This is a genomic window from Sporolactobacillus shoreicorticis (genome assembly GCF_024125445.1).
Lineage (GTDB): Bacteria > Bacillota > Bacilli > Bacillales > Sporolactobacillaceae > Sporolactobacillus > Sporolactobacillus shoreicorticis.
Genome location: NZ_JAMXWM010000001.1, coordinates 232,242 through 258,475, shown reverse-complemented (window position 1 = coordinate 258,475; position 26,234 = coordinate 232,242). Strand labels below are relative to the sequence as shown.

The 26,234-nt window shown below is 43.5% G+C and carries 23 protein-coding genes; 7 read left to right on the top strand and 16 right to left on the bottom strand.

The window, feature by feature from the left end:
• Positions 1-64: 64 nt before the first annotated feature.
• Positions 65-1,669 (bottom strand): alpha-glucoside-specific PTS transporter subunit IIBC, encoded by a 1,605-nt coding sequence (locus NIE88_RS01200; RefSeq protein WP_253057871.1) that lies wholly within the window; start codon positions 1,667-1,669, stop codon positions 65-67.
• 436 nt (positions 1,670-2,105) lie between these two features.
• On the opposite strand from NIE88_RS01200, the gene NIE88_RS01195 reads away from it, so the two are divergent.
• The 4 genes from NIE88_RS01195 to NIE88_RS01180 all read left to right on the top strand — a co-directional run bounded on the left by NIE88_RS01195 (position 2,106) and on the right by NIE88_RS01180 (position 5,507).
• The gene (locus NIE88_RS01195) at positions 2,106-3,461 is read left to right on the top strand and encodes a 6-phospho-alpha-glucosidase (protein ID WP_373689385.1); all 1,356 of its coding nucleotides are present in this window, start codon (positions 2,106-2,108) and stop codon (positions 3,459-3,461) included.
• Positions 3,462-3,586: 125 nt separating this feature from the next.
• Entirely contained in the window at positions 3,587-4,084 is a 498-nt protein-coding gene (locus NIE88_RS01190) for a hypothetical protein (RefSeq protein WP_253057869.1), read from the top strand.
• Positions 4,085-4,116: 32 nt separating this feature from the next.
• The gene (locus tag NIE88_RS01185) at positions 4,117-4,623 is read left to right on the top strand and encodes a PTS sugar transporter subunit IIA (RefSeq protein ID WP_253057868.1); all 507 of its coding nucleotides are present in this window, start codon (positions 4,117-4,119) and stop codon (positions 4,621-4,623) included.
• A 35-nt stretch (positions 4,624-4,658) separates the two neighbouring features.
• Entirely contained in the window at positions 4,659-5,507 is an 849-nt protein-coding gene (locus NIE88_RS01180; RefSeq protein WP_253057867.1) for a Cof-type HAD-IIB family hydrolase, read from the top strand.
• Positions 5,508-5,596: 89 nt separating this feature from the next.
• Here NIE88_RS01180 and NIE88_RS01175 read toward each other — a convergent pair whose 3' ends face one another.
• A complete protein-coding gene (locus NIE88_RS01175; protein ID WP_253057866.1) occupies positions 5,597-6,862 on the bottom strand; it encodes a hypothetical protein in 1,266 nt (421 codons plus the stop codon).
• Positions 6,863-7,033: 171 nt separating this feature from the next.
• Here NIE88_RS01175 and NIE88_RS01170 point away from each other — a divergent pair, with 171 nt between their 5' ends.
• Positions 7,034-8,557, top strand: coding sequence for an AMP-binding protein (locus NIE88_RS01170; protein ID WP_253057959.1), 1,524 nt, complete (start codon positions 7,034-7,036; stop codon positions 8,555-8,557).
• A gap of 516 nt (positions 8,558-9,073) precedes the next feature.
• Here the strand turns inward: NIE88_RS01170 and NIE88_RS01165 are convergent.
• Complete coding sequence (locus NIE88_RS01165) at positions 9,074-9,505, bottom strand: MarR family winged helix-turn-helix transcriptional regulator (RefSeq protein WP_253057865.1); 432 nt, start codon at positions 9,503-9,505, stop codon at positions 9,074-9,076.
• Positions 9,506-9,637: 132 nt separating this feature from the next.
• On the opposite strand from NIE88_RS01165, the gene NIE88_RS01160 reads away from it, so the two are divergent.
• Positions 9,638-10,603 carry a quinone oxidoreductase family protein gene (locus tag NIE88_RS01160; RefSeq protein ID WP_253057864.1) on the top strand — a complete coding sequence of 322 codons (966 nt, stop codon included), beginning with the start codon at positions 9,638-9,640 and terminating at the stop codon, positions 10,601-10,603.
• A 132-nt stretch (positions 10,604-10,735) separates the two neighbouring features.
• On the opposite strand, the gene NIE88_RS01155 is transcribed toward NIE88_RS01160, so the two are convergent.
• From NIE88_RS01155 to NIE88_RS01120, 8 genes are all read right to left on the bottom strand, one after another.
• Positions 10,736-11,611, bottom strand: coding sequence for an AraC family transcriptional regulator (locus NIE88_RS01155; protein WP_253057863.1), 876 nt, complete (start codon positions 11,609-11,611; stop codon positions 10,736-10,738).
• Between the two features lie 415 nt (positions 11,612-12,026).
• Positions 12,027-13,244: an MFS transporter gene (locus NIE88_RS01150; protein WP_290446240.1), complete on the bottom strand. Its 1,218-nt coding sequence runs from the start codon at positions 13,242-13,244 to the stop codon at positions 12,027-12,029.
• Between the two features lie 379 nt (positions 13,245-13,623).
• Positions 13,624-14,670: a bifunctional transcriptional activator/DNA repair enzyme AdaA gene (locus tag NIE88_RS01145; protein WP_253057957.1), complete on the bottom strand. Its 1,047-nt coding sequence runs from the start codon at positions 14,668-14,670 to the stop codon at positions 13,624-13,626.
• Between the two features lie 205 nt (positions 14,671-14,875).
• Positions 14,876-17,263 carry a glycoside hydrolase family 31 protein gene (locus tag NIE88_RS01140; protein WP_253057861.1) on the bottom strand — a complete coding sequence of 796 codons (2,388 nt, stop codon included), beginning with the start codon at positions 17,261-17,263 and terminating at the stop codon, positions 14,876-14,878.
• Between the two features lie 213 nt (positions 17,264-17,476).
• A complete protein-coding gene (locus NIE88_RS01135; protein WP_253057860.1) occupies positions 17,477-18,037 on the bottom strand; it encodes a maltose acetyltransferase domain-containing protein in 561 nt (186 codons plus the stop codon).
• A gap of 595 nt (positions 18,038-18,632) precedes the next feature.
• On the bottom strand, positions 18,633-19,064 hold the full coding sequence (locus NIE88_RS01130; RefSeq protein WP_253057859.1) for a universal stress protein: 432 nt from the start codon (positions 19,062-19,064) through the stop codon (positions 18,633-18,635).
• A 21-nt stretch (positions 19,065-19,085) separates the two neighbouring features.
• On the bottom strand, positions 19,086-20,459 hold the full coding sequence (locus NIE88_RS01125; RefSeq protein ID WP_253057858.1) for an Nramp family divalent metal transporter: 1,374 nt from the start codon (positions 20,457-20,459) through the stop codon (positions 19,086-19,088).
• A gap of 576 nt (positions 20,460-21,035) precedes the next feature.
• The gene (locus NIE88_RS01120; protein ID WP_253057857.1) at positions 21,036-21,971 is read right to left on the bottom strand and encodes an L-lactate dehydrogenase; all 936 of its coding nucleotides are present in this window, start codon (positions 21,969-21,971) and stop codon (positions 21,036-21,038) included.
• A gap of 196 nt (positions 21,972-22,167) precedes the next feature.
• On the opposite strand from NIE88_RS01120, the gene NIE88_RS01115 reads away from it, so the two are divergent.
• The gene (locus NIE88_RS01115; protein ID WP_253057856.1) at positions 22,168-23,061 is read left to right on the top strand and encodes an AraC family transcriptional regulator; all 894 of its coding nucleotides are present in this window, start codon (positions 22,168-22,170) and stop codon (positions 23,059-23,061) included.
• 91 nt (positions 23,062-23,152) lie between these two features.
• Here the strand turns inward: NIE88_RS01115 and NIE88_RS01110 are convergent, their stop codons facing one another.
• The 5 genes from NIE88_RS01110 to NIE88_RS01090 all read right to left on the bottom strand — a co-directional run bounded on the left by NIE88_RS01110 (position 23,153) and on the right by NIE88_RS01090 (position 26,207).
• Positions 23,153-23,620 carry a DUF5063 domain-containing protein gene (locus NIE88_RS01110; protein WP_253057855.1) on the bottom strand — a complete coding sequence of 156 codons (468 nt, stop codon included), beginning with the start codon at positions 23,618-23,620 and terminating at the stop codon, positions 23,153-23,155.
• A 51-nt stretch (positions 23,621-23,671) separates the two neighbouring features.
• Positions 23,672-23,923, bottom strand: a complete 252-nt coding sequence (locus NIE88_RS01105; RefSeq protein WP_253057854.1) for a hypothetical protein — start codon at positions 23,921-23,923, stop codon at positions 23,672-23,674.
• 98 nt (positions 23,924-24,021) lie between these two features.
• On the bottom strand, positions 24,022-24,594 hold the full coding sequence (locus NIE88_RS01100; protein WP_253057853.1) for a putative periplasmic lipoprotein: 573 nt from the start codon (positions 24,592-24,594) through the stop codon (positions 24,022-24,024).
• 200 nt (positions 24,595-24,794) lie between these two features.
• Positions 24,795-25,244, bottom strand: coding sequence for a GNAT family N-acetyltransferase (locus NIE88_RS01095; RefSeq protein ID WP_253057852.1), 450 nt, complete (start codon positions 25,242-25,244; stop codon positions 24,795-24,797).
• Positions 25,245-25,421: 177 nt separating this feature from the next.
• Positions 25,422-26,207 carry an MBL fold metallo-hydrolase gene (locus NIE88_RS01090; protein WP_253057851.1) on the bottom strand — a complete coding sequence of 262 codons (786 nt, stop codon included), beginning with the start codon at positions 26,205-26,207 and terminating at the stop codon, positions 25,422-25,424.
• Positions 26,208-26,234 lie beyond the last annotated feature (27 nt).

Sequence of the window (26,234 nt, the reverse complement as noted above, 5' to 3'; positions counted from 1 at the left end):
TGAAGTTCTGTGTAAGGACGTTCACATAAATAGTTGAAATCCGTTCGTAATGAAGGTCAAAGATTTACTTAATCCCTTCTTTGATCAAGCTTTCAAATGCTTCACGAACCTGGGGAACAGATAGTCCGACAATAACTTGAAATGCTTTTCCATGCCGGACGACACCGTGGGCACCTCCCGCTTTAAACGCCCCGTCAGGCTGCACTAAATGCTCATCCTTTACCGTGACTCTCAGACGTGTGGCACAGTTGGTCACATCCTGAATATTGTCAAACCCTCCGAGTGCATCAAGATAAATAGCGGCTGCTTCCGTATAACCGTTTGCATCCCCGGAAGTCTTTTCACCACCGTCCCCAACTTTTTTCTTATAATCTGCTTTAGAATACAATTTTGCCTCTTCATCATCTGCTTCACGGCCCGGAGTCGGCAAATTGAACTTCAAAATCAGGTAACGGAACAAGATGAAGTAGATGACAATAAAGATCAAACCGATAATGATCTGCGTTAGATAGGTCGGCCAATAATTACGAAACAAAGGAAGCCAGTTCTTAGAAGCAAGTGAGATTAAACCATCCCCCATATCACCAACTACCCCGAACAGATACATGGTCGTCTCCATAGTCGCACACAAAATAGCATGAATAATGAATAAAACCGGTGCAACGAATAAGAATGTAAATTCAAAAGGCTCTGTAATTCCGGCAAGAATGGCAGTCAATGCGGCCGGGATTAATAAGGCAAGTACCTTTTTCCTTTTTTCCTTCTTTGCAGTAACATAAAAAGCTGCGGCAATACCAACGGGAGGAAAGATTTTATCATTGCCAAACAGATCGAAACCGCCTTGCGGGAACAATTCTTTTAACGGCTTCGTTGATTGAGAGAATTCTCCTAAATGCTGCAGCCAGTATTTAATCGTTCCCCCGGGTGCCACTGCATCGCCAAGGGTAAAGGGAATATAAACAAAATGATGCAATCCTGTCGGTATCAGTACACGTTCAAGAAATGCGTAAATCCAAACACCGATAAATCCAGAATGGATCATGAAATATTGCATCGACGAAATGCCTCTTTGGACATTTGGCCAAACGAGACAAGTCAAAAATGCCATTGGGATCATGACGACAAATCCAATGATGACGACAAATGCTGAGCCTTGAAAAACGCCTAGGAATTCGGGTAGTTTTTTTTCAAAATACCGATTGTGAATCCAGACAACAATTGCTGAAATCACAATAGCACCTAAAATGCTTGTATCAAGTGTTTTCGTGCTGGCAATCATTTTCAACCCGGTACCCGCTGATTGCTTGCTGATATCGATGGCAAAGTTAACACCAAACGTTTTGCCCCAAAAAGTGAGAATGCTATTGATAAAGTAATTAAATGTTAAATAAGTAATTAAAGATTCCATGGCAGCCCGACCATTGGCTTGCTTCGCCAAACCAAGCGGAAGACCCACAACAAACAATAATTCCATTTGATTAAAAACGGTCCACCCGCCATTCTCAATCATTGTCCATATTTGTGTCCAAAATGTCCCAGGCTCTGCAATCCCCCCCACAATTAATGGATTGGTCATCATAATGGAAATCGCCAAAACAATTCCGGCAAAAGTAAACAGTAAAACCGGTGTGAACATTGCTCCACCAAAGCGCTGAATTTTCTGCATCATTGGAAACCCTCCTGATTCATTTAATCCTATCAATTTACACCTGTCACCACGTGCTATGGTGCTATGCATCGGTGCAGGCCTTCATGATATCGCTTACATTTAAATGATAAATGAATATCAATCGATTACAATCACTTTCACATAGTTTGGGAACGCAACGATGTTTAAGAGAAGGATTTCAGTTTGCGGGAATTTTCACAAGGAAGCTTGTTTAATTCTTTTTCTTTATTGCCATGCATACGAAACATCTTTCTTACTTAGTGTTAGAAGCCGATTGGAAAATTCCCTCAAAATGAGACATTATCCAAAAACGAAAGCGCTGTCCCAATCATCGTAAAATCTATTGTAAGCATTAAAAAATCGAGTAACATGAGAAACGTAAAAGCTATTCGCAAAAAAATAACAAGATCAACAAACATTTATGGAGGGACCAATGATGAAAAAGTTTTCCATTGTCATTGCCGGCGGCGGCAGTACTTATACACCTGGCATTGTTATGACCTTGCTCAACCACTTGGATCGATTCCCGATCCGTCAATTGAAATTTTATGATAATGACGGCGAACGCCAAAAAGTCATTGCCGATGCCTGTGAAGTCATCCTCAGAGAAAAAGCACCTGAAATCAAATTCGTTGCGACTACCGATCCGGAAGAAGGATTCACTGACGTCGATTTCGTTATGGCTCAAATTCGTGTCGGAAAATACGCGTTACGCGACCAAGATGAAAAGATCCCGCTAAAGTATGGTGTCATCGGTCAAGAAACCTGCGGCCCTGGCGGTATCGCCTATGGACTCCGTTCGATTGGCGGTGTACTGGAAATTGCTGATTATATGGAGAAATATTCACCGAATGCCTGGATGCTCAACTATTCAAATCCGGCATCAATCGTAGCCGAAGCAACTCGGCGTCTCAGACCAAATGCAAAAATTCTCAATATCTGCGATATGCCCGTCGGCATTCAGGAACGTATGGCAAAAATCGTCGGACTCAACTATTACAATGATCTTGAAGTGCGTTATTTTGGTTTGAACCATTTCGGGTGGTGGACCGCTGTTCGAGATAAACAAGGAAACGACCTGATGCCTAAGATTCGGGAATATGTAGCGGAACACGGATATCTTCTTCCGGATATCCCAGATGAATCAAGTTGGAAAGCAACCTTCGGCATGGCAAAAAATACCTTTGCCCTTGATCCTGAACGCTTTCCGAATACGTACCTCCAGTACTATCTTTACACAAAATTCGAAGCGGAGCATATGGATCCGCATCATACGCGTACAGATGAAGTTCGGGAAGGACGCGAAAAATTTGTGTTCAGTGAATGCAAAAAAATTGCCGCATCTCAATCCATTGAAGGCCTGAAATTCAAACCGGATGATCATTCCAACTACATCGTTGATTTATCTCGGGCGATCGCTTACAACACCCATGAACGTATGCTGGTCATTGTTGAGAATAATGGTGCTGTAGCAAACTTTGAACCAACAGCAATGGTTGAAGTTCCTTGCATTGTCGGATCAAACGGTCCCGAACGATTGGCGATGGGTGACATTCCGCGTTTTCAAAAAGGATTGCTTGAACAGCAGGTAGCCGTAGAAAAACTGGCAGTGGACGCATGGGAAGAGCATTCATACCTGAAGCTCTGGCAGGCGCTGACCTTGTCACACACCGTTCCGGATGCTTCCGTAGCTAAGAAGATCCTTGATGATCTGATCGAAGCAAACAAGGGCTTCTGGCCGGAATTAAAGAAAAATGAGCAAGTAAAAGAATTGGAACTTAACCTAAACTAATTTTTCACAGCCGTTCTTTCAATCAATACCCTGCTTTTTAAAAATAGAGCAGGGTATTGAAGTATCAACGATTTGTTGCTTTATCTTCATAATTAGCCTTAATTGTTTTACAGGAGTGATTAAAAATGAAAAATAGAATGCAACGTTTACTCCTTGTCCAAGTTTCATTTAAAAAACTATATGGTTTTTTGACTGTTTTTACCTTGATGACCCCTTGCCTGTACGGCAGCTATCTATTTTTAACCATGGTTCGAGATGGTAAAGATTTTAAGGAACTGTTGGTGTCCCACCCTCTTTATTCGGTTATGTTCACTGCTGTTCTGCTGAATGTGATCTGGGGGTATCTATTATTTCGATTGAATGGGAAACTTGATGATCAGGATGGAAGAAATTACAGCTACGGTATACTAGGACTGCTAACGATCGCTCAGCTTCTTGTTGGAAATATTGCAATCGCTATCATGGCTGCTTTTGTTATGATCCATGCGGACGCGCAATTGAAAGACGCCCTTTCGATTCGCAATATACTGCACGAGCGTCTGTTTTCGGCAATTGCAGCTGGCTTAGTTCTTTTCTCATTGTTATGCAGCTTCGCATTAATACGGTTGACTTTTTTCGCTTAAAACCAAAATAAAAATCGAAGGAGGCGATTGATATGTTCGGAAAGCTGTTTCAAAAGCAAGCAATTAAAGAAGAAAAGGTTTATGCACCCATATCTGGTAAATCACTGATGGTCACAGATGTCCCCGATCCGGTTTTCTCTGAAAAAATGATGGGTGAAGGAATGGCGATCACGCCGGATATTCGCACGCACACTATTGTCGCTCCCGTCGACGGTGAAGTGATCCAACTCGCTTCGACCAAGCACGCGTTCGGCATTCGTTCGAAACTAGGCGAAGAGATTCTCGTCCATATCGGACTGGATACCGTAGAACTCAAGGGCGAAGGTTTTGAAAATCTCGTTAAAGTCGGAGATAAAGTCAAAGTCGGGCGGCCTGTGATGAAGGTAGATTTTGATTATATCAGCGAACAAGGAAAAGGCATCATGGTTCCGATCGTGATCACAAACACTGCGGAAGACAAATTTTCTTTTAATTGGTCGGAATTAACCCAAGTCAAAGCCGGGGAATCCGTACTCTTTACATCGACACTCAAGAATTGAACGTTTTACAGACAAAGTAGCAAGGAGTGGTGGTTTTGAAACTGGCCGCCATTGATCTCGACGGAACACTCTTGAACAAGGATCAAGTCATCAGTCCCGAAAACATGAAGGCTCTTGCAGCAGCATCAGAGCATCATATTGTCACGATCGCGACAGGGCGGGCAATCATGGACGTTCAAGCGATGCTTAGGAATGAAGTACATCTGCCGGTGATTGCCTCAAACGGTGCGACGATTTTTGACCGTAGCGGACGTCTTCTGGATGAGGAACCGCTCCCTCAAGACGCCGCTGAAACACTGATTGCATACGCGGAACACCATCATCTCTATTATGAAGTAACAGTGGAACACGATCTGCTTGCACCGCCAGACGGCAAAATGATTCTTCGGAAAGAACTTGACCAATCAGAAGAACATCAGGAAACGGCGCAAAAGGCGCGGGCGCGGGCGGAAGTCCAGTTTAATCAGGCAGGCTGGAAACCACAGGCAGAGATCAGTAGGTTTATCCATCGTGGCTGTTCGGTTTACAAGCTACTGATTTTTTCCTTTAATAATCATGTTCTTGCTGACTTCAAGGAGCATTTTGCTGATCGAACGGATATTGCTTGTACCAACTCGGTGGGCTATACGGCGGAGTTCAACTCAAGTAAAAGTAACAAGGGCAAGGCGATCCGCCAGTTAGCCAAACGTTACGGTATCCATCAAAAAGATACCATTGTCATCGGCGACAGTCATAACGATCTGCCCATGTTTCGTGCAGCCGCGACACAGGTCGCTATGGGCAACGCTATTCCTTCGATCAAGGAAATCAGTTTCTATGTCACGCTCGACTGCAATCACGATGGTGTCGCATACAGTCTGAAACATCAGCTGGCATTATTTTAAAAAATATAACGGTCATTTGCTGACTCAGTAAATGATCTTTTTTATTGTACCGATTCTGTACTTATTTTATCTTTCCTATTGATAACCGTTTATTGTAACAGCTCATCCAGCATGGCTACTTCTCCACTCGATGCGTTTACAGCATAGTCGCAGTCTAATTTCCCACATAGAACGTAGAGCCGCTGCTTGAAGTCGTAGACATAATAAGGTTTTAATTCAATATAGGATTTAACTTTTTCATACGCTGCTTTTTTTGTCACCACTACTTCACCAGTTGTTTGAAATTGATTTATTGAGTCGATAAAGGGGTTGTTATCAATAAAGTTGCATAGATGAAGGCTGCTGCGATCAATCACAAGAGTGAGTTTTCTCTGTAAGGGTGGATTTTCTTTTTGAACACGCCTCACCGCAGCAAAGATATACCCTTGATCACGGTACAAGGATTTTAAAATCCATTTTCCTGAATCAGCTGTATATTCGCGGCTTAAGAACGCCCTGACTTCATGAATGCACATCCTCTGTTCCGGCCTTGTAATTGGTAACGAATCCGGACTTGGCTCACATGAGAAAGCTTGTTCAATCGTGGCTTTATCAGTCCAGTGAAGCACTTTTCTTTTACGAGGTTTGCCCAGAGGCTCGTCCCAATAAATCGTCTTGTCTATTGGGGTGAATGGATGTTCGTTCATAATAGGTTCATAAGGAATTTCCGATTTGCGGTCATTCGACAGATAAATCTCGTCGATGGCATAAACAGGAACGCGTTTTTCTTGCTCAAATCGAGGAATTTCGGTCAAGATCAGGCGCTCTTTCGCCAGCTCCGCAACTTTATCGAGTGTCAGCGAATACGCATCCTTTTGAATTTGTTGTTCATTCGGTACATGCACATAGGCTGAAAACGTCGTCAAGTTCCCTTGCGGATCGCATTGAATCTCAATCCATCCTGAAGGATACAGGGCGACGCCGTCTGCGCATTCACTAAAAGATAGCTTACCCGTTTTATCTTTTTGCATTTGAAATTGTTTTCCATAAACGAGTCCGGTCTCCTGTTCCACCCAGTTGATCATATCCTGCTTGCCCTTAAATTTAACTCCATCGGCAAAGGACTTATCGTTGACAAATACGACACTCTTGACTTTCTGCGTAGCCAGCTCAATTTCAATCACTGCCGTTCCTTCCGGATTTTGATCCTCCGCATGTGCCGCACTTTGATTGGGAAACCATTCCATAGATAGTGTGTATTCCGTATCATTAAACAGGTTGACCTTCTGAAAAAATTGGTAACCCTCTAAACGATAATGCTGCAATCCGAATTTGGCGCGCGTCGAATCAACGAGCCGTTTTAGTCTTAAATCCATTCCTTCAACCATCCTCCTTTTACTGCCGTTTACTCTTTTCAGAGCAGATTTGTTTTAATAAAGTAGTAGATATGTCCATAATAAAGGCAAAGACAGCGATTTGAAACATTCTGCCTTGCGTTTCGTAACTATCTAATAATAGAAACAGAATCTGAATGTTATGACATGGGAGTGACTATTTTGACGTTGCAAATACCTGAAGATGTGAACCTATTTGATGAAATGGTCAAACAGGCGAAGGCACATCCGAAAAAAGTAATCATTGAAGATACAAGCAGCTCATACACCTACAAAAAGTTCCTAATTGCCGTCAATATCATGAGCAAAAAGCTGGAACAGACGGTTGGGAATGACAAACGCGTCGGACTCTATTTGCCTAATGTGGTCGGACAGGTGATCGTGCTGTTCGGTCTGTTTAAAAACGAGCAAACGCCCTGCCTTTTAAATTTTACAATGGGCACAACAAACATCATCGACTGCATTGAGACAGCTTCCCTCGGAACCGTCATTACATCAAGAGAATTTGTTAAAACGGCGAATCTCGGTTTCGTCGTTGAAGAAATGGAAAAACAGGTTAAGCTGATCTATCTCGAAGATCTGGCGCATGGGATTACCACTTTTAATAAAATTGGCGGTCTGATCGAAGCAAGGACATCCAGATTGAAGAAAAAAGCGCCCGGCGAAGTGATCCTGTTTACTTCCGGTACGGAGTCGAAGCCAAAGGGTGTTGTACTGACCCATCGCAACATTTTTGCGAATATTAAGCAGACCTTTGCCCATATCGAGGTCAGAGAAACGGATCGTATTTTCAATCCATTGCCACTTTTCCATTCATTTGGCATGACCGTCGGTTCCATTTTACCGCTTGTCACGAATGTAAAAGCATACCTATATCCATCACCGCTCCGCTACAAAGAGATTCCGAAAGCAATTGAAAAAGATAAGAGTACACTTTTTGTCGCCACAAACACATTTTTCGAGAACTACGCCAAGTTTGCGACGAAGGAACAATTCCAGACACTGCGCATTGTGGTTGCCGGAGCAGAGAGATTGCAAAACGACGTAAGGAAAACCTATCAGGATAAATTCGGGATCACCATCTTAGAAGGTTATGGAGCAACGGAAACCTCGCCGATTATCTCGCTGAATACGCATGAGCGTTATAAGGCGGGTACGGTTGGTCCGTTGATTCCCCTAATGGAAGCGAAAATCGCTAAGGTAGAGGGCGTTAGCGAAGGTGGTAACCTGCTGCTCAAAGGTCCGAATGTAATGAAAGGTTATCTGATTCACGGACAAGGCTTCATTCCTTGTGGCGAATGGTACAATACCGGTGACATTGCTGAAATCGATAAAGATGGATTCATTCACATCATCGGCCGATTAAAGCGGTTTGCGAAAATTGCCGGCGAGATGATTTCTCTGAATAAGGTTGAGGAATTGGCACTTGATTGCTTTGGCGAGTCTAATTTTTATGCTGTATGTATCCCCGACAAACGTAAAGGTGAACAAATTGTTATGTTTACAACGAAAGCCAACGTTTCGGCGCGCGAGCTCAAGAAGTTCATCAAAAGCAAAAAGATGTCCATGCTCTACATGCCGTCCAGCATCGAACACGTGGAGGAAATTCCGCTTCTCGGCAGCGGCAAACCAAACTACTGGAAGTTGGAGAATCTGGCAAAAAGTAAAATAAAGTAAAACGATCAATAAGAGGCACCCATGAAAGGAGTAATCTTTTTTTGGGGCCTTTTTGTATAGATAAAGAACGTTCTCAGGTTGCCTGGTTGAAACGGAAATAAAGCCAAGTATTAAGGGGATTCGCTTATAACGATTAATCCCTTGCGAAACGAATGAAAATAAGTCCAAACCATCAATTATTGATCTTATCAACCGGATTGAATGAAGTTTTCGTTCAGTTTGATTCCAATGGAAATAAGAGGTAATTCGACAATTGGTGATGAAAGAAATGATCATCTAACCGCTGTGCGTTCTCTTGATACCTATTATCAATTAAAAAACAAACTGCATACTTGTCTTATTGGACCGAATCAGATGAAGATAGAAATGACGTTTTAGTCATTCTTTTTCCCCGAGAGTACTTCTATGAGCCACTTAAACTAACAATCTCTCTAAAATAAACATACAACAAGAGCTCCGGACCGAAGTTTTTTTGTATTGTCAGGTCATCTGCTATCAAAATTGAGCCGTTGTCATTCATTTAACGGTATTGCCTAGAATTTTACGTACAAGCATAACGAGCTGCGCACGTTCTCTCTCTGTAAGTCCTTCGACAGCAGCTTTCACGTGACGCACAATCTCCTCGTTGCCTGCCTGAGTCAATTCCCGTCCGGCAGGTGTTATGCACACATTGAATCCGCGCCGATCATTGGGAGAAACTTTACGTTCGACGAGGCCGCGACGCTCCGCTCGATCGACAAGGCCGGTAATGCTGGATTTGTCAAGGTTAAGATGCTTAGCGAGCTGCCGCATGCTTGGCTCTCGATCACGAAGAATTCCGAGCAGTCGAAGTTGAATAATCGACAGTCCATGCTCTGTCCCTACTCGTCCAAGGATTTCCTGAACAAGGAACGAGAGTTGGACCAATCCATCTACAATTGACTGATTTTGTATTGGATCATTGTTCATGTTGTTCACCCTTGTCACTTTTAGACTTTTTCTTCTCTCAGTGTACCACAGATTTGACTTTGTTTGTAAAACAAACTATATTGTTTGTGAAGCAAACTAATAACACACACGATGTGAATGGAGGTCTTTATTATGTACGCTGCTGTAGTGCACACGTTTGATTCCGTCCCAAACTATGAAATTTTCGATTTACTGCAGCCTTCGGGGAAAAATGAAGTACTTGTTGATGTTCTCGCCGCCGGTTTCCACCCTCGCGTTCGCTCTCAGGCTAACGGTTCTCACTATACCAGTACGAATCAACTGCCATTAATCCCCGGCATTGACGGTGTTGGGCGGCTGCCTGATGGTCAGCTCGTCTATTTTGTCACACCGGACAAATTTCTGGGTACGTTTGCGGAAAAAGCGGTCATCGACCTGCGGCGCAGTGTTCCGCTTACAGAAAATGCTAATCCGATTAATATTGCCGCTGCCATGAATCCGGCAATGTCTTCATGGGTAGCACTCCGCCGCCGTATCGATTTTCAGCCGGGACAAAAGCTTCTGGTTCTAGGTGCAACCGGAAATTCCGGACAGATGGCCGTCCAAATTGCCAAGCTTCTCGGTGCAAGTCAAGTGATCGGTGCCGGCCGTGATCCGGAACGTCTTGAATCTCTGCCGGCGTTAGGTGCGGATGCTACCGTGTCCTTGGCGGGCGATCCGAAGGAAGCTGCCAACCGGCTTGGTCAAGCAGCGTCTGAGGTTGACGTCGTCATTGACTATCTTTGGGGAAAACCGGCTGAACGCGCGATGCTCCCGATCCTGATGAAACGTTCTGATCGGAGCCGGAAGCTTTCCTGGATTCAAATCGGTTCCATTGCCGGACCAACCGCCGCCGTTCCTTCCGTCGCCCTGCGTTCTGCCAACTTTCAAGTGCTCGGCAGCGGTCAGGGCTCCGTCACGACCGCCGGATATCTAGCCGAATTCCCGGCATTGATCGATGTGATTACAGCCGGTAAGCTGAAGGTGAACGCGTCACCCGTCCCGCTCTCCGAAGTGGGGAACGTTTGGCGTGCTCCTGTTAAAAATGGAAAGCGGATTGTGTTCGTACCGACGATTTAATACAAGTAACAACGGTAAATTGAATACATTAAAACGCTTGAAAAATCTCCAAGCGTTTTTTTATTGTGCAAAAAGATTTAATAATTGATCTGTCTAAAATTGATCGTCGTCCTGCCACGATCAATCACGAGATCATTCAGTAATGCGTTTTACCGATATCCAAATTTCACTTTTGAACTTTGATGAGGTTGTGTCCTTGCTTTCATTCCAAAGGATCTCGGGCCCTTCAACCGCTTCATAATCAGACGAAGGAAACCATTCCGAATAGATGCGTCCCCACACGTCTTGCAGCGCATCGGGGAACGGACCGACCGCCTCAAAGACTGCCCACGTAGCTGCGGCAACTTCCAGTGATGCAAAAGGATCGGGGCACTCCTTTGTTGTTGCTGCACCGATATAATGATCAAGCGCTCCCTTTTCCTCCATTCTACCTTCAGAAAAATTGGTCGATGCACTGATGATTCCAGATGGCTCGATATTTGCGAGTCCTTTCAGGATCTTGATCTTTTGCTCATCCAAGCTCCGCCACATCGCCTCAATTTCAGAATTTACACCATTGAAAATAATTGGTACTCTTTTTTTCAAACCGACAATTCGAAAGGCATCTTTCTCTACAATGCGATATTTCATTTCGCTCACTCCCTGAATGGTTACTTGGAAGGTCATGCGTGGAAAGGCTTTGAGACTTTTCGCGGTATTCATTGCCTCTGAAGGCGTGATGCCGTGCAGGGAATGAAACGCACGAGTGAACGCATCCGCGGAAGTGTAGCCGTAGTTGACGGCAACGTCGATGACTTTGCGGCTGTCTCTGAGTTCAAATGCCGCAAGGGTCAACCGTCTTCGGCGAATATACTCGGAAATCGGTATGCCAGCAAGAAAGGAAAACATTCGCTTGAAATGATACTCCGAACAGCATGCGCGCCGTGCTGCTTCTTGATAATTGATCGTTTCTGTCAGATGCGCTTCAATGTAGTCCATGGCACAATTCATTCGTCTTAGCGAATCCATAGTCATGACCTCCTTGACTTAAAGATAACAAAAGAGAAACGAACAGATCCGACAATCTGTGCACCGTTAGGTAGGGTCGTTTCAATTCACCCTGAAGGATTGCATAAAAGTGCTGAGTATCAACGGAAAATAAGCGGAAATTTTCCGGTTATCTGCAATACGATGCTTGTTTCGTGGGTAAATAAAGGTAATTTTTCCGCTTATGCCAAACAAAACCCGCCATTTTCATATTTTTCGATTCGATAAGCGGAGTTTCTCCGTTTATTTCTTGGATGGGACGCTTTATCTGATCGTCAAACCGAATCTTATGATGCGTATCATCGTACCCACATGCTACAGTGCTAAACTTTCTTAACTTGTAACAAAAAAACTCATTCCCGAACCTTTAACGCGTTCAAGAATGAGTTTTTGTTCATTATGATGGAGATTCCTGCGGGACAGGTTTTCCCGCTTCAATCAATACCTTATTCCGTCCCATGCGTAAAACCAGAATCAGCATGATGGCACCGGTTCCCAGAAGCAGCCATTCGATCCGTATGAAATCCGCAATCGGCCCGAAAATCAGCATGCCCATCGGCATCATCGACGTAGAAATCATCCCCATGACACCAAAGACACGGCCCAAATAATCTTCTTCGACTTTTTCCTGCAGGAGCACGGTCGTCGGCGTATTTAAGATCGGCATGGCGACACCGAACAAAGCCATAAAAGTAAGATAGACCCAGAAGTTAAAAACGAGAGCCCCTAACGCAAGCGTGCAGATTCCCATCAATGCAGTCGAAAAGATTATCGTTTTTATTTTATTCTGGAAGCCGCCCCAAGACGCGATGATTCCTCCGCCGCTCATCATGCCGATGGAAAAGGCGATCTCAACCGCGGTTAGGCGCCAAACATCACTGCCAAACGTACGCGAAACTTGAAGCGGAGTCAGAAAAGCCGCCGGAGCCATCAAGACAAAGAAAACAGCAAAGTACAGAAAAAATATTTTTAGAAAGCTGTGATTATTTACATAGCGCAAGCCTTCTTTAAAGTCTTTGAAGTAACTGGTCGTCTGTTTCTTCAGCGCCTTTTCATGAACAGATACCTTAACCAAGGTAAACATAGTTGTAATCCCAATCACCGCTGTAATGACATCAATGAAGAAGATCATGTCAATGGAAGTCATGGTCAGCAAAGCTGCACTGACGATTGGCGAGACAAACATGATCACCGCTTGAATACTGCCGTTCGCGCCATTTACTTTCGTCAAATGATCCTTAGGTACAATTTGCGGCAGAATCGCACCAACCGCCGGCGTCTGGATTCCCGTCCCAAGAGCACGAATAGACGCCATGAGAAAAAGCAGCCAAATGGAATCAAATCCGGCTAAAAAGAAAAGAGCCAAGATGAGCGTTGCCGTAGCAACTAATCCGTCAGATAACATAATGAGGTTCTTTCTGTTAAATCGATCCGCCCATACGCCCGCGACAGGTGATAAAAGAAAGGTTGGAATAAATCCGCAAATAATGTAAATAGTCATCATTGATCCGGAACCTGTCCGCAGCGTGACATACCACATCATCGCATATTGAACCAAGGACGAACCAAAGAGCGAAATCGTCTGGCTGCCCAAAAAAAGAATACTATTCTTCAACCAGTGCTCCTTTAGAGGAACCGTTCGTGTAGTCACAGTGAATCACTCATTTCTTTTAAATTTTTCAATTAGTCTTTCACTGCAGATGCGCGATTCATCTGTTTCGGGCAGTAAAAAGAGGGGCGATTGATCCCCTCTTGTAAATTATCTATATTTATTAAATTCCCTAAAAACAGACAGACCACTCCCGTTGCTCCAAGCACAGTCAGAGCTCTCAAACATATTTAGTTAGCGAATGAAAGCAGTGATTCTTAATCTCATGGATGCTGTCAAAGGGAACCCCTCCTAATTTTTTTATAATCAATTAAAGTGTAACAAAGGAACGGAGTTTAGACAATCAAGAAAAAGGCCGCCTACAAAATTCGATCTGTCGCATCGATCACTGTTCCGATTGTTCATGGGCCAGCAGCCATTTCTTTCGTTCAACTCCACCGCCGTATCCCCCGAGTGTTCCATCCGATTGAATGACCCGATGGCATGGAACAATAATTGCGAGTTGATTGGCACCGTTCGCATTCCCGATTGCGCGAACAGCCTTCGGATTTCCGATCAGCACGGCCAGATCTTTATAAGTTGCCGTCTCGCCCATCTTTAGCTTCATTAACTGTTTCCAGACACTTTTTTGAAAATCGGAACCGATAAACATAATTGGTGTTTCAAACATGCTCAGTTCATGATCAAAATAGTCATGGAGTTCCTCTTTTATTTGATCCGATCGTTTCGTTGCTCCCGGTATAATCGCGGCGTTTAACCGATTTCTTAAGCGCTCAATTTCTCGTTCCAATCCTCGTCTGTCGGCAAACTCGAGCAAATAGAGAAAATCTTCATCCGCAATGCTCACCATGGGCCCTAAGGGGGTATCAATCCACTTTGCATAAAGTATTTTTATCTTCCTAGATCTGTTTGGTGTTCTGCCCATAATCTTGGAAAACGCATCATGGAATCCGCTCGAAGACGCGTATCCCGAATCAATTTGTGTATTAATAATTTTTTCTCCCGTCCGTATGGCATTCATCGCGATTCCCATTCTCCTTGCTCTGGCGTACTGTACAAAGGTCATATTATAGTTCTTCTTGAATTGTCTTCGGGCCGTCGCGGCATGAACGCCTAGCTCACTGAAATCGGAATCCTTCCATCTCTTCTCAGGGTTTTCTTCAACGAGAGCGACCATTTTTTGAACAAGCGGCAATTGTTTTTGCGGAAATGATAAGGGTTTGCATCGCTTACATGGGCGAAAACCTGCGAGAAGCGCTTCTTCCGCTGTCTTATAAAACAGGCAATTTTCATAATTCGGCTTTCTCGCCGGACACGTCGCATGGCAGAACACACCGGTTGTTTTAATACCCACAAAGAAAATTCCATCATATGCAGAATCCCGCTCGACCAGAGCTTGATAATATTCTCTTTTCATCGACTCATCGCTAATCACTGACAGACACCCCGTTTCAATTGAGCAAAGTTCTGCTGGTGCTACCCTTAGTTAAATTATAGCGGTACATTTATGATGAAACATACGAAAAATGAACATTGATTTTCCAAATCGGGCCTAAAAACAATACACAAAACAAATTCCCAAAGAATTATTTCTCCAGGAATTTGTTTTGTGCCGATCATACTCTCATCCAATTCGGTTACAGCTTAATATGCAGTTCCCCGCCTTCAGCGGTTACAACCGTATGGTCTTTCGTGACTTCGAATGGTATCGGCGCGTCATTCAATGAAACGGATTGCGCCTCAGTGTTGTTCAAAATGAGTATAAAAGAGTCGTAGCTTTTCTCGTAACCGTTATGTGTCCGACTCAATGATACATGGAGTTCCTTATTTGATGCGTCCAAGTGAGCAGTAAATTCATAAAGATTGTAGCTTCCCTTGCGATAATCGAAGCTTTCTCCATCATCCTGATAATGTATATAGCTGCCCGCCTCACCCTTTTCAGGCAGATACAGATCCAGTGTCAATTGATTTACTGCTTTTTCGCCAACATAATTTTGAACAGGGTAGAGAGGGATGAAGCTTGCTGCTTTAACATAGATCGGGCAGACGTCAAGCGGCGCTGTCTTCACAATGTATTGGCCGCCCTGATGGCTTTCCTTCGTCCAGAAATCAATCCATCGGCTGCCCTTCGGCAAGTAAACCAGCCGCTTCTTAGCACCTTGTTCGACCACGGGTGCGACAAGAATCGCTTCCCCGCAAAGAAATTGATCGTTGATCTCATAAGTTTTCGGATCGTTTTGATAGTCAAGCAGCAGCGGCCGCATGATCGGCAATCCGCTGATCTCTTCATCATGGAGCAGATCGTATAAATAGGGAAGCAGCTGATAACGTAAATTGATGTATTTTCGATTGATCGATTCGGTCTGTTCATCAAACGCCCACGGTTCCTGATCGCGCGTGAAAATACTGGAGTGGTTGCGGAACAGCGGGGTAAATGCACCGACCTGCACCCAGCGCGACAGCAGTTCGGAGGTACAGTCAAAACCAAAACCGCCGACATCCGTCCCGCAAAATGTGACACCGCTGAGCCCAAGATTCATCAGTATCGGCAACGCCATACGCAAATGTTCCCAAAGGCTCTGATTGTCTCCGGTCCAGACGGTGGAATATTTCTGCGTGCCGGCATAGCATGCACGTGTAATAACAAAAGGGCGTTTGCCTGTTGCCCGCTTGATTCCCTCATACGTCGCTTTCGCCATATAATGCCCGTAAACATTATGAATTTCGCGATGATCGGTTTGAATACCGTCATTGTTGAATTGAACATCGTCCGGAAGCGGTCCTTTAAAACTGGCCGGTTCATTCATGTCATTCCAAATGCCGGAAACGCCGAGATTGGTCATAATTTTCTGATTGTCCGCCCACCAGTTTCTCACGTTCTCATTGGAAAAATCGGGGAACAGAGCATCGCCCGGCCAAACCTGATTCACATAAGGAATGCCATCCTTATCCGTTGCAAAGTAGTGATTGGCGAGTCCTTGATCATAAATAGAGTAACCTCGATCCTTCTTGACTCCCGGATCAATAATCGTGACCACTTTGAACCCTTGCGTCTTTAACTTTTTCAGCAGTTCTTCCGGATTGGGAAACTTCTTGCGATCCCAAGTGAATACACGATAGCCGTCCATATAATCGATGTCAAGATGCAGAACATCACACGGAATCGCTTTTTTACGAAATGTATCGGCTACCTCATTAAGCCGTGCTTCAGGAGCGTAGGCCCAGCGACTTTGCTGATACCCAAGTGTCCAAAGCTGCGGCAGCGGCGTCGTTCCGGTCAGTTTTGTATAACCGGTGACAACTTCTTTAACTGAAGGACCATAAATAAAAAAGTAATCAAGATTGCCGCCCACTGCTGCGAAACTGTAGTATTCACTGTTCTCCTTCCCCAAATCAAATTGCGATTCAAAGGTAGTATCAAAGAAGTAACCGAACGCCTGATTGTCTTTCAATGCAATAAGAAACGGGATTGATTTGTACAAAGTTTCAAAGCTCTCAACATGTGGAGAAGGATCATCTGTATTCCACATCCTGTAGTGGTATCCTTTTTTATTTAAATGACCCGTCTTCTCGCCAAGTCCGTAAAAGAACGTGTTCGGATTCAGTTTCTTTTTTAATTTATAGCTGATTTTTTCCTCGGCTGAAGAAAGTTTATGACCTTCCTCAGCCGCCATGGCAATCCCTTCTCCCGCTCCTCTTCGAATAAAAGCTGTACCCGTTCCACGATAATCTTCACTGAGAATCGCACCGGAATGACCCGAGATGGTCACCTCAAATTCGTTTGTCACTTTAACCGTTAATTGTTCCGTGCGAATCGTCAGTACTCCTTCGGAAAAGTCAACAATGAGCACACCCGGTGCCTCTTCTAGATGTTCAATCGCTTTTGACGGACGCCGCTCACTTGCAAGAGCTGCAAAAAAGTTAATGATCGAAGGGGTAATCACGGTTATGATGACTTTGTTCTTTTCAAATTCAACCGTTATTCGATTTTGGTTCCTCGCGTATCCGATCAGTTCACCAAACATTGTGCACCTCCATAATTGATTGATTCTATTCTTATTTCTTCAAAAAAGAACGTTGCAAATCCTGCAAATTGCAGAATAAAAATGGTCCATAAGTTAAGTCAATATTTTTGTAAGCGTTTGCAAAAATATGATTCAATAGTACTTACTCACGCCTCAGTTCGAAACGTTTCATCATCGAACCTGTCTCGATTAAATGTGCAAGAAGCATCTTTTTTATTCCACTATTTTCTTCAAAATGCGTGCGGGATTTCCGGCGACAACAACATGATCCGGAACATCTTTAGTGACAACCGAACCTGAACCGACAACAACGTTATTCCCAATTGTGACCCCAGGATTAATCACAGACCTGCCGCCAATCCAAACATTATCGCCAATTGTTACCGGCTTGCCAAATTCCGCGCCTGATATACGCAGCTTTGCATCAAGCGGATGCGCCGCCGTATAAATATGCACACCCGGTGCAAGCATGCAGTTATCCCCAATATGAATCTCACAGATATCTAAAAAGACACAGTCAAAATTTGCATAGAAATGCTCGCCAACGTGGATATTGTATCCGTAGTCACAATGAAAAATCGGCTCAATAAAAAGCTGTTCCCCGGTCGAACCGAAGAGCTGCTTCAATAGGGTTATTCTTTTATCCCGCTCAGTTTCCAATGTCTCATTAAATAACCGGGTTAGCGCCCGGGCATTTAGTCGATCTTTTTTTAATTGCGGATCCGACGCATCGTACAGTTCGCCGCGAATCATTTTTTCTTTTTCGGATGTCATTGCTCAGGATCCTTTGTGGTTCGTTTTTTGTCGCTACAATTATTTTAACTGAAATAACACATAATTCCCACAAAAAATTCAAATGATTGTTAGAAAAACCGGGCAAAAACACCTGGTTTTGAATGCGCTCCGGTTGCTCGCATCAACAGGCGCGACCGCGGGCAGTCTAGAAGCCTCCTCAAACAAGCAAATGCCTCCTGAGTATCTCCAGGCCTGTACTCCCGCAGGATGCGGTGGCTATCGTGCTGCCCCGTATAAAAATAAGCGGAATTTTTCCAGTTATATGCATCATAGCGCTTGTTTCGCGGGTACATAAGGGTAATTTTTCCGCTTATGCAACGCAAAATCCACCATTTTCACGTTTTTCGATTCGATAAGCGGAATTTCTCCGTCTATTTTTCAGATTGGGCAATTCCTGCTCGTCCAACCGAATCTTATGACATTGATCGTCGTATCAACAAGACAAAACGCCAAATTTTTCTTTACCTGTTAAAAAACGCCCTGCAGAGAAACATGCCTGCAAGGCGTTTATAATCATAATATTCCAAAGTAGTCGATCAGCATCAAAATCACTTTGTAATGCCTTTCTGAAAAATCAGCGAACCACGAGAACGGATATGGGCGCATATTTTGCCATATATGCGGCTTGACTGCCAAAGTGTTTGGCAATACCCTTTTTATCTTCGGAACCAACAATCAATAAATCAGCATCCGTATGCGGAATAATGTCTTTAACAATCGCTTCACCGGGTTCACCTTCAGCTACAATGGCATCAACCTTTTCAACACCATAATCCAAAGCCGTTTTTTTGTAAAGCTGAACATGTTTTTCCAGGTCCTCACGCTTACCATGTATGAAGTCTTTATTTAAGGCCTGATACACATTCATCTCGTCTTTTTCCAATATAGAAACAATGGTCAATTTTAGTTTATCCTTTTTTGCACGATTCATAGCATATCTGAAAGCCAGCTGCGCATCTGCCGAATCATCAACACCCACAATTATATGTGAAAAATCATCTTCCAACTTTATTCCTCCATTCGATCATCACAAGGATGTAATGAATTGCCAAACAATTTGCAAGTTAAGATAGGTGAGCACAATGGTACATAACCAGGCAACAAGCGTTACCCATTTTTTATTAACAAAACGTTCACCCATTATTTTCTTTGAGCTGGTAAAAAGCGTCAGCGGAATCATCGATATCGGCAGAGCGACGGACAGGAATACTTGCGAGTTTACAAGCAAGTTATCCATTGCGCTTTCTTCACCGTGATAAATAATCGTGCAGGCTAAAACAGGAATAACAGAAATCAGACGTGTAATCAGACGGCGAGCCCACAGCGGCACCTTCATGTGAACGTAGCCTTCCATGACAATCTGCCCGGTCAACGTACCGGTAATCGTTGAATTTTGACCGGAAGCAAGAAGTGCGACGGCAAACAGAATACTTAAAACAGGACTTGCAACGGCACCGGCTAACTTATTATCCTGTAAAGCATTGAAAAGAGAAGTAAATGTGCCGAGACCTTCGCCATGCCCAAAGAACAACGCCGCACCTAATACGAGCAGCAGGCAGTTGATGATAAAGGCACCGGACAGTTGAATATTTGAATCCCAAGTTGCAAACTTAACTGCCTTTGCAACCTCTTCTTCATTGCTGTGATTGATGTTACGCGACTGTGCGATCGAGGAATGCAAGTACAAATTGTGCGGCATAACCGTCGCGCCGACAATGCCCAGAGCCATTGTTAATTGTCCCGTATGGAGAATTTCAGGCTTCGGAACAAAGCCGGCAAACATTGCAGCAATATTCGGGTTAGAAATAGCTACTTCATATAAGAAAACAAGCAGGATGACTGCAATGAGTGTAATAACAATGGCTTCAATTTTTCTAAATCCCAGCTTGGTGAGCAAAAGAAGCAGCAAAACATCAAGAACTGTCAGCGAAACGCCGACTACCAGCGGAATGTGGAACAATAGCTGCAGTGCGATCGCACCACCAATAACCTCAGCAATATCAGTTGCACAGATCGCGGCTTCTGTTGTAATCCAGAGAATCACCCCAAGTACTTTGCCCGTATGCGCCCGTGTCGCCTGGGCCAAATCCATGCGCGCAACAATTCCCAGTTTTGCAGACATATATTGCAGCAGCATGGCAATCAAACTTGAAATAAGAATAACTGAAATTAATAGATAACCATATTGCGCACCACCGCCAATCGATGTCACCCAGTTACCAGGATCCATATAGCCGACAGCGACCAGCGCACCCGGACCTGAGAAAGCGGCCAGTGTCCGCCAAAAGCTCCCTTCCTTAGGTACAGGAACTGTACTGTTTATTTCCTCAAGACTTGGTCCGTTTGCATACTTAATAAATTTATTGCGTTGCGATTGCTTAACATTTTCCAGTTCAGCCATACTTTCACACCTTTCTTTTTACGCATCACTATTTTTTTCTTGCTGAACCCGTGAATCATTATCAATGAAACGTCTATCAATTGATACTCAGCCTCATCTAAGACACGCCTGTTCTTGCGATAAGAAAATCATGGTCACAGCAAAAACCAACTGAATAAGATCGGAAAGCGATTATTATCATGACCATAATTTCTTTATTGCCGGAGCAACACTTTTCTTAAATGCTTCACTTTTTTAAGTTTCGATTCGCTTGCCCTCCTTATTCCCTCAGGTTACATTCTTTCTTATCAGAATTAAAGTTTCTTTTGAGAAACTTTAATTCCCTAATACAATATAACTCCGTTTTTCTTGGGTAACAACCCCTTTTTTAAAATTTTTTTCGATCCGTTTAAATTAAGTTTCAGCTTGATGTGAAGAGGCAACTTAGATGGAAAAATATGCCTACGGTACATAAATATTGGTTTCACTTATCATTAAAGTTGCCGCCTTTCTTTTAATTGTTCCGATTGCACAGACAACAACACGGCAGACCGAATAACATTCGGTCTGCCGTGTTTTCATTTTATTTTTTTAAGGTTAGTTTGGCTGCTTGTCAAACGCTTGAAATTTTTCCTTGATCGTATCTGCCGAATGTTTGAATCGCGCTTCTTCTTCATCAGTCAGCGGCAGGACGGTCACTTCTTCAACACCGTTTTTACCGATAATTGCCGGTTGACCGACATAGGTGCCGTACTTCTCACTGTAGCAGGAGCAAATGCAAGCGGCACGGGCATCAGACAGAACCGCTTGGCTTAGTTTAACTGCGCAGGTCGAAATGGCCCAGCTTGTGTAGCCCTTGCCCTTATAAACTTCCCAACCGCCGCGCCGCGCAGCTTCTTCCAGATCAGCCAGATTGAGGTTCCGTTCTTTAGCAAGTTCCGTAATTGGCAAGCCGTTTACTTGAACCGTCGACCATGCGGTAAATTGGGATTCACCGTGTTCGCCATATACAAAACCAGTAACATTTTTCGGATCACAGTCAAATTGATCCGATACCACTTTCTGCATCCGCGCCGTATCAAGGAATGTGCCTGTCGCAAACACCTGCTGCCTGCTCAGGCCGGTATTTTCCTGAAAATACTGCGTAATTGCGTCGCAAGGATTCATTGTATCAATGGCAACGCCGTGAAAACCAGAGGCTTTGACTTTAGGCGCGATATCCTGCACGATATTCTTCGTGTATTTGAATTCGGCCCAGCGATTGCCTTGTGCCTGCTTCTCCTTATACGCAAGAATATTGCCGGCAGTAATGAACAAAATGTCCGTATCGGCAAGCTCACTGTAATCATTAATTTTAATGATGGTCCTTGTGTCAATGCGGCCTTGCATGTCCTGCAGATCCAATTGTTCGGCGCGTGCCAGACCTTCGTTCGTATCAATAAGAATCAGCTCATCGGCAATCCCCTTTAATACGAGTTGAAATGCAACCGCAGCGCCGACATGACCAAGACCAATAATTGCATATTTTCTCATTGTTCATGCCCTCTTTATAGTAAAGTTAACATTCTATCATTATCTTAACATAGATCGATTTTTCTGAACCCGCTATCTATAAATTTTTCTAATAACATTGCATTTGAAGAAGTAGTAAACTCCGCAAATTTGGAACAACATCTTTTTACGCAGACTGATATACTGAACGTACCGTACGGTTGGAGGGAAAAACCCCATGAACACAATGGAAATCTTGCAAGATATTCTCGACTATGTTGACGAACATATTACCGATGCGATTAGCTTAGATTTACTGGCGGCTCGTGCCGGATTTTCTCCCTGGCATTTCGGCCGGGTTTTCCAATGGGGAACCGGCTATTCGGTAATGGCTTATGTGCGGAACCGCCGCCTTGCTTTTGCCGCCTATGAGCTCGCATCCGGACAGCGCATTCTTGATCTTTCACTGAAGTATGGATTTGAGACTCAATCCGGCTTCAGCAAGGCATTTCGCCGTTATTTCGGCTGCTCGCCGGGAACGTACCGTTTGCATGCACATGGTGCTTGGCCTCAGCCGCCAAACCTTCCCTGCACCAACACCTATTCGATTGGAGGAATTATTATGGAACCGAAATTTGTGACACTTCCTGCAGTAAAAATTGCCGGCTATGTATTGAAAACAACGGCAACTGACGGAGAAAACAGTCAGGCCATCCCTCAGTTTTGGAAAGACTATATGACGGACGGCAGGATGAAAAAGCTTCACGCCGAATCATTTGTCAAAAAGCATGACGAGTATGGGGCATGCTTCCCGGAAGATCCGCAGACCGGAGCATTTGAGTATGTGATTGGCGTTGAGCCGCTTAAAGAAGCAACAATTCCGGACAGCTATCAGGTTCGCGAGCTTCCAAGCGCCACTTATGCCGTCTTTTCCACGCCGCCCAGTAATGCTGCCAACTTTGTTTCTGCGATTCAGGGCACATGGAACTACATCTTTAACGAATGGTTTCCGAGGTCCGAGTATGAATATGCACCGAATTCTGCCGACTTTGAACTGTACGATGACACCTGCATGACCGATAACGACAAGGTATGCGCGATCTACATTCCCGTCGTGAAAAAACAAAACTAACTATTTGCTGATCATAAGGGTACTCTCAAAATCAGAGAGTCCCTTTTTTCTGCTTCCATGCCACCACTATCCTCGAAAATTTCAATAAAAATTATTCCGAATCAATCTCTCTGGAAATGACATAGTGTAATGCGCGCAGCGCATCGACAAGATGAAACCCCCAATGACTGTCGAAGCCGAGCTTCCAGTGCCAGGCAGCTTCATCGATCTCATTCTTTTTATACAGCTGCATACCTGCTTTAAGTTCTGCGTAAATATCGGACAAATCATCGCTCAGACTTCCTGTTAATGGTTCATCCGGATGATAAGGATCAAAGATTTCCCAGTACACATCATACTTTTTCACTTCAATGACCGGCAGATTAACGGTTTCTTGCCCTCCATCATAATCACAGTCTGAGTATTCCAGTGAAGATGCAGCCTGATAGAGAATGAGCAACTGCCGATGCAATTGTTTATAATCATCTAATTCGTCAACGCAGCGATTTTGTTCAAGGAAATTACAAAAGGCTTGAGCCGTTTGAAAAAAGTTCTGATTCGCACACATATTTTTGCTCACCGTATCCCCTACTAGATTTATTCACCTCGTGTTCAAAATGACGCATAACCGCTATGAATTGCGAGCAGCACCCCACTGACCTAGCTCCCGCTTAAATTTTTCTTTCTGTTCATCGTCCTGAAATACTTTTTTAAGATTGTATTTCTTGATAAATTTTCTGAACCGATAATCGTTTAGCAACTTCCGGCCATACTGCTGTTTAAACCAAGCCTCTCCTTCAAGATACTCTAAATTCACCTGAATTTGTGGATTGCGCAAGAAAATAAGACTAAATAAAAAAGAGAGAAAATCAAACAACGCCATAAATACCTCCCCGACAAAAAAGTATCGCTCATTTGCAGAATTCGTAACATGAAAAGAAGTACAAAACTTAATCTCGATCAATTTAGTGATGAATCATTTCATTGTGCTAACTCATAAATCCCATTTTTATAGACTTTATATAAGCCGACCGTTCCGCTGCCGCCATTTTTTCGAAGCGATTTGGAGATCAATTTGATCATATAGTATGAACCTTTTTTGTCTTTATTCAGCAATCCTCCCATATCGTCAAATAATAGATCGTTATTGTGATCCATTTTTAATTGCTGTTTCAAATATAACTGAGCAGAGGCACTAGTAGAGAGGGTAACGTTACCCGTGTTTGTGCTGCTAGAACTTGAATCAGCTTGGGCTGGCTGGCTGTTTTTACTCGTATTCGTACTTGATGACTGGTCAGTCGTATCACTTGTTGAGGAAGCGCCAGCAGAATCGGAATGATCACTTTCTTGGTCATTTACTGAATTTTGACCCATATCTATATCAGAATGATCTTCAGCGTGGTCACTGCTCTTATTTTTTGATGAATGGTTGGTGGAATCCGTGTTTTGATGTTCCTTTGAAACGTTTACCGCTGAGGTTGATGTTGCGCGCGCACTGCAACCGGAAAGGATAATCAAGAAAAACGTAGCAAATAGGATGATCAGACGCTTCATTAAAAAACCTCCAATGCCCTTTCAAATCGGATAAATTAAAAAAGGTAATTCAGACTAGGTAAGCCAAACTCATAGACATCTTAGTTCTTCTGTTCAGAAATCGCAAATGGAGAAAAATAGATCTGGAACTTTCAAGCGGGGCAAGAAAGACGTCATGCAAATGCTTAGTGGAAACGATGTGGAGGATTCGATATCTTCCACTAGGATTTAGTGATTTCATAAATCATCAGGTAGTCATCGATACCAAGCCGATCGTTATGATATTTATGACCGACCGCTTTAAAACCATTCTTTTGATAAAAACCATATGCTGTTGATCGGGCATTTACTTTGATTTGTTTGAAATGTTTCCTTTTTAAGTCACCAATCGCATCAATTAAGAGTTTTGATCCAATGCCCTGCTTTTGAAATTCAGGCTCAACAGCAAACGCAGTCAAGTGAGCAATTTGTGGTGCTTCGGCAAAAACACTAAACGTAGCAACGACCTTGTTATCAATTAATGCCGCATAGAAATCATTATCCTTTTCAACCGACAAATCCTCGCTGTAGATATCTTTGCCGATTGGTTTTCTTAAAACCCTATTTCTTAGTGTCAAAGCCTGTCGATAATAATTGCGATCAATCGTTTTATATTTAATAAAGGTTATCATTTTAAGATCACTCTGCTTAATCTATTTCATTGCCATTAAATGATTCGAACTCGGCGTAAATGCCGGCATAATCGTAACCGTAAAAAATGCGCGTGTATCCATAGTCATGAATTTCTTTTCATATATCTTTTATGTCGTCATCCGTTACATGGCCTTTCAGGCGACACAGCTATAGAGTTAGAATTGAACACTCAACCTTTGAAAATGATGTGTTCCTGTACCGAATTTAACCAAATCATGTTGAATCAGCCACTCAGCATCCAGCCCTGCTTCATGTAAAATGGAAGCATCCAGTCCCATTTCGTTATGTCCGCCAAAAACTTTTGAAACTTCTTTTTCCAAATGAGCAACCTTCTTAAAAGACTTTACTAATTCAAGTGGATCAGTCGAAGGATAGAAAGCGTAAATTGGTGTTCCTGTATAAATTAAGTCGCCGGAGAACAGATAGCCCGTTGATTCATCATAGAAGCATACATGGCCGGGTGAATGACCCGGAGTGTCAATGACATTAAGTTTTCGCGTGCCAAGTTCAAAGACATCCATGTCTTGAAACACTCCGGTTGGTTTTCCTTTGAAGGGATAGTAGCTTTCAGGCCGCACCGATGAAGGAATCGGTTTTGTCAGATCCTTAAAAACATCTTTACGAATCTGCTTGATAGATAAGCCCGGAATGCCGTTTTCCAACCAGCTTTTTTCTTTCTTATGAACATATATTTTCTTGAACAACCCATGACCACCAATATGATCCCAATGAACGTGAGTGGTCAATACAATTACCGGGAGTTGCGTCAGCTGTTCAACAACGAAGCTTATATCCCCTATACCAATTCCTGTATCAATGAGTGCTGCTTGCTTCCGCCCGATTAATAGGTAGGCGTGGACATGTTCCCAATGCCCGTACTCACTGATCGCATAAGTATGGGTATCAATCTTTTCGACTGTAAACCAATCGGAATTTGACATATACGCACTTCTTTTTGAGAAAAAATT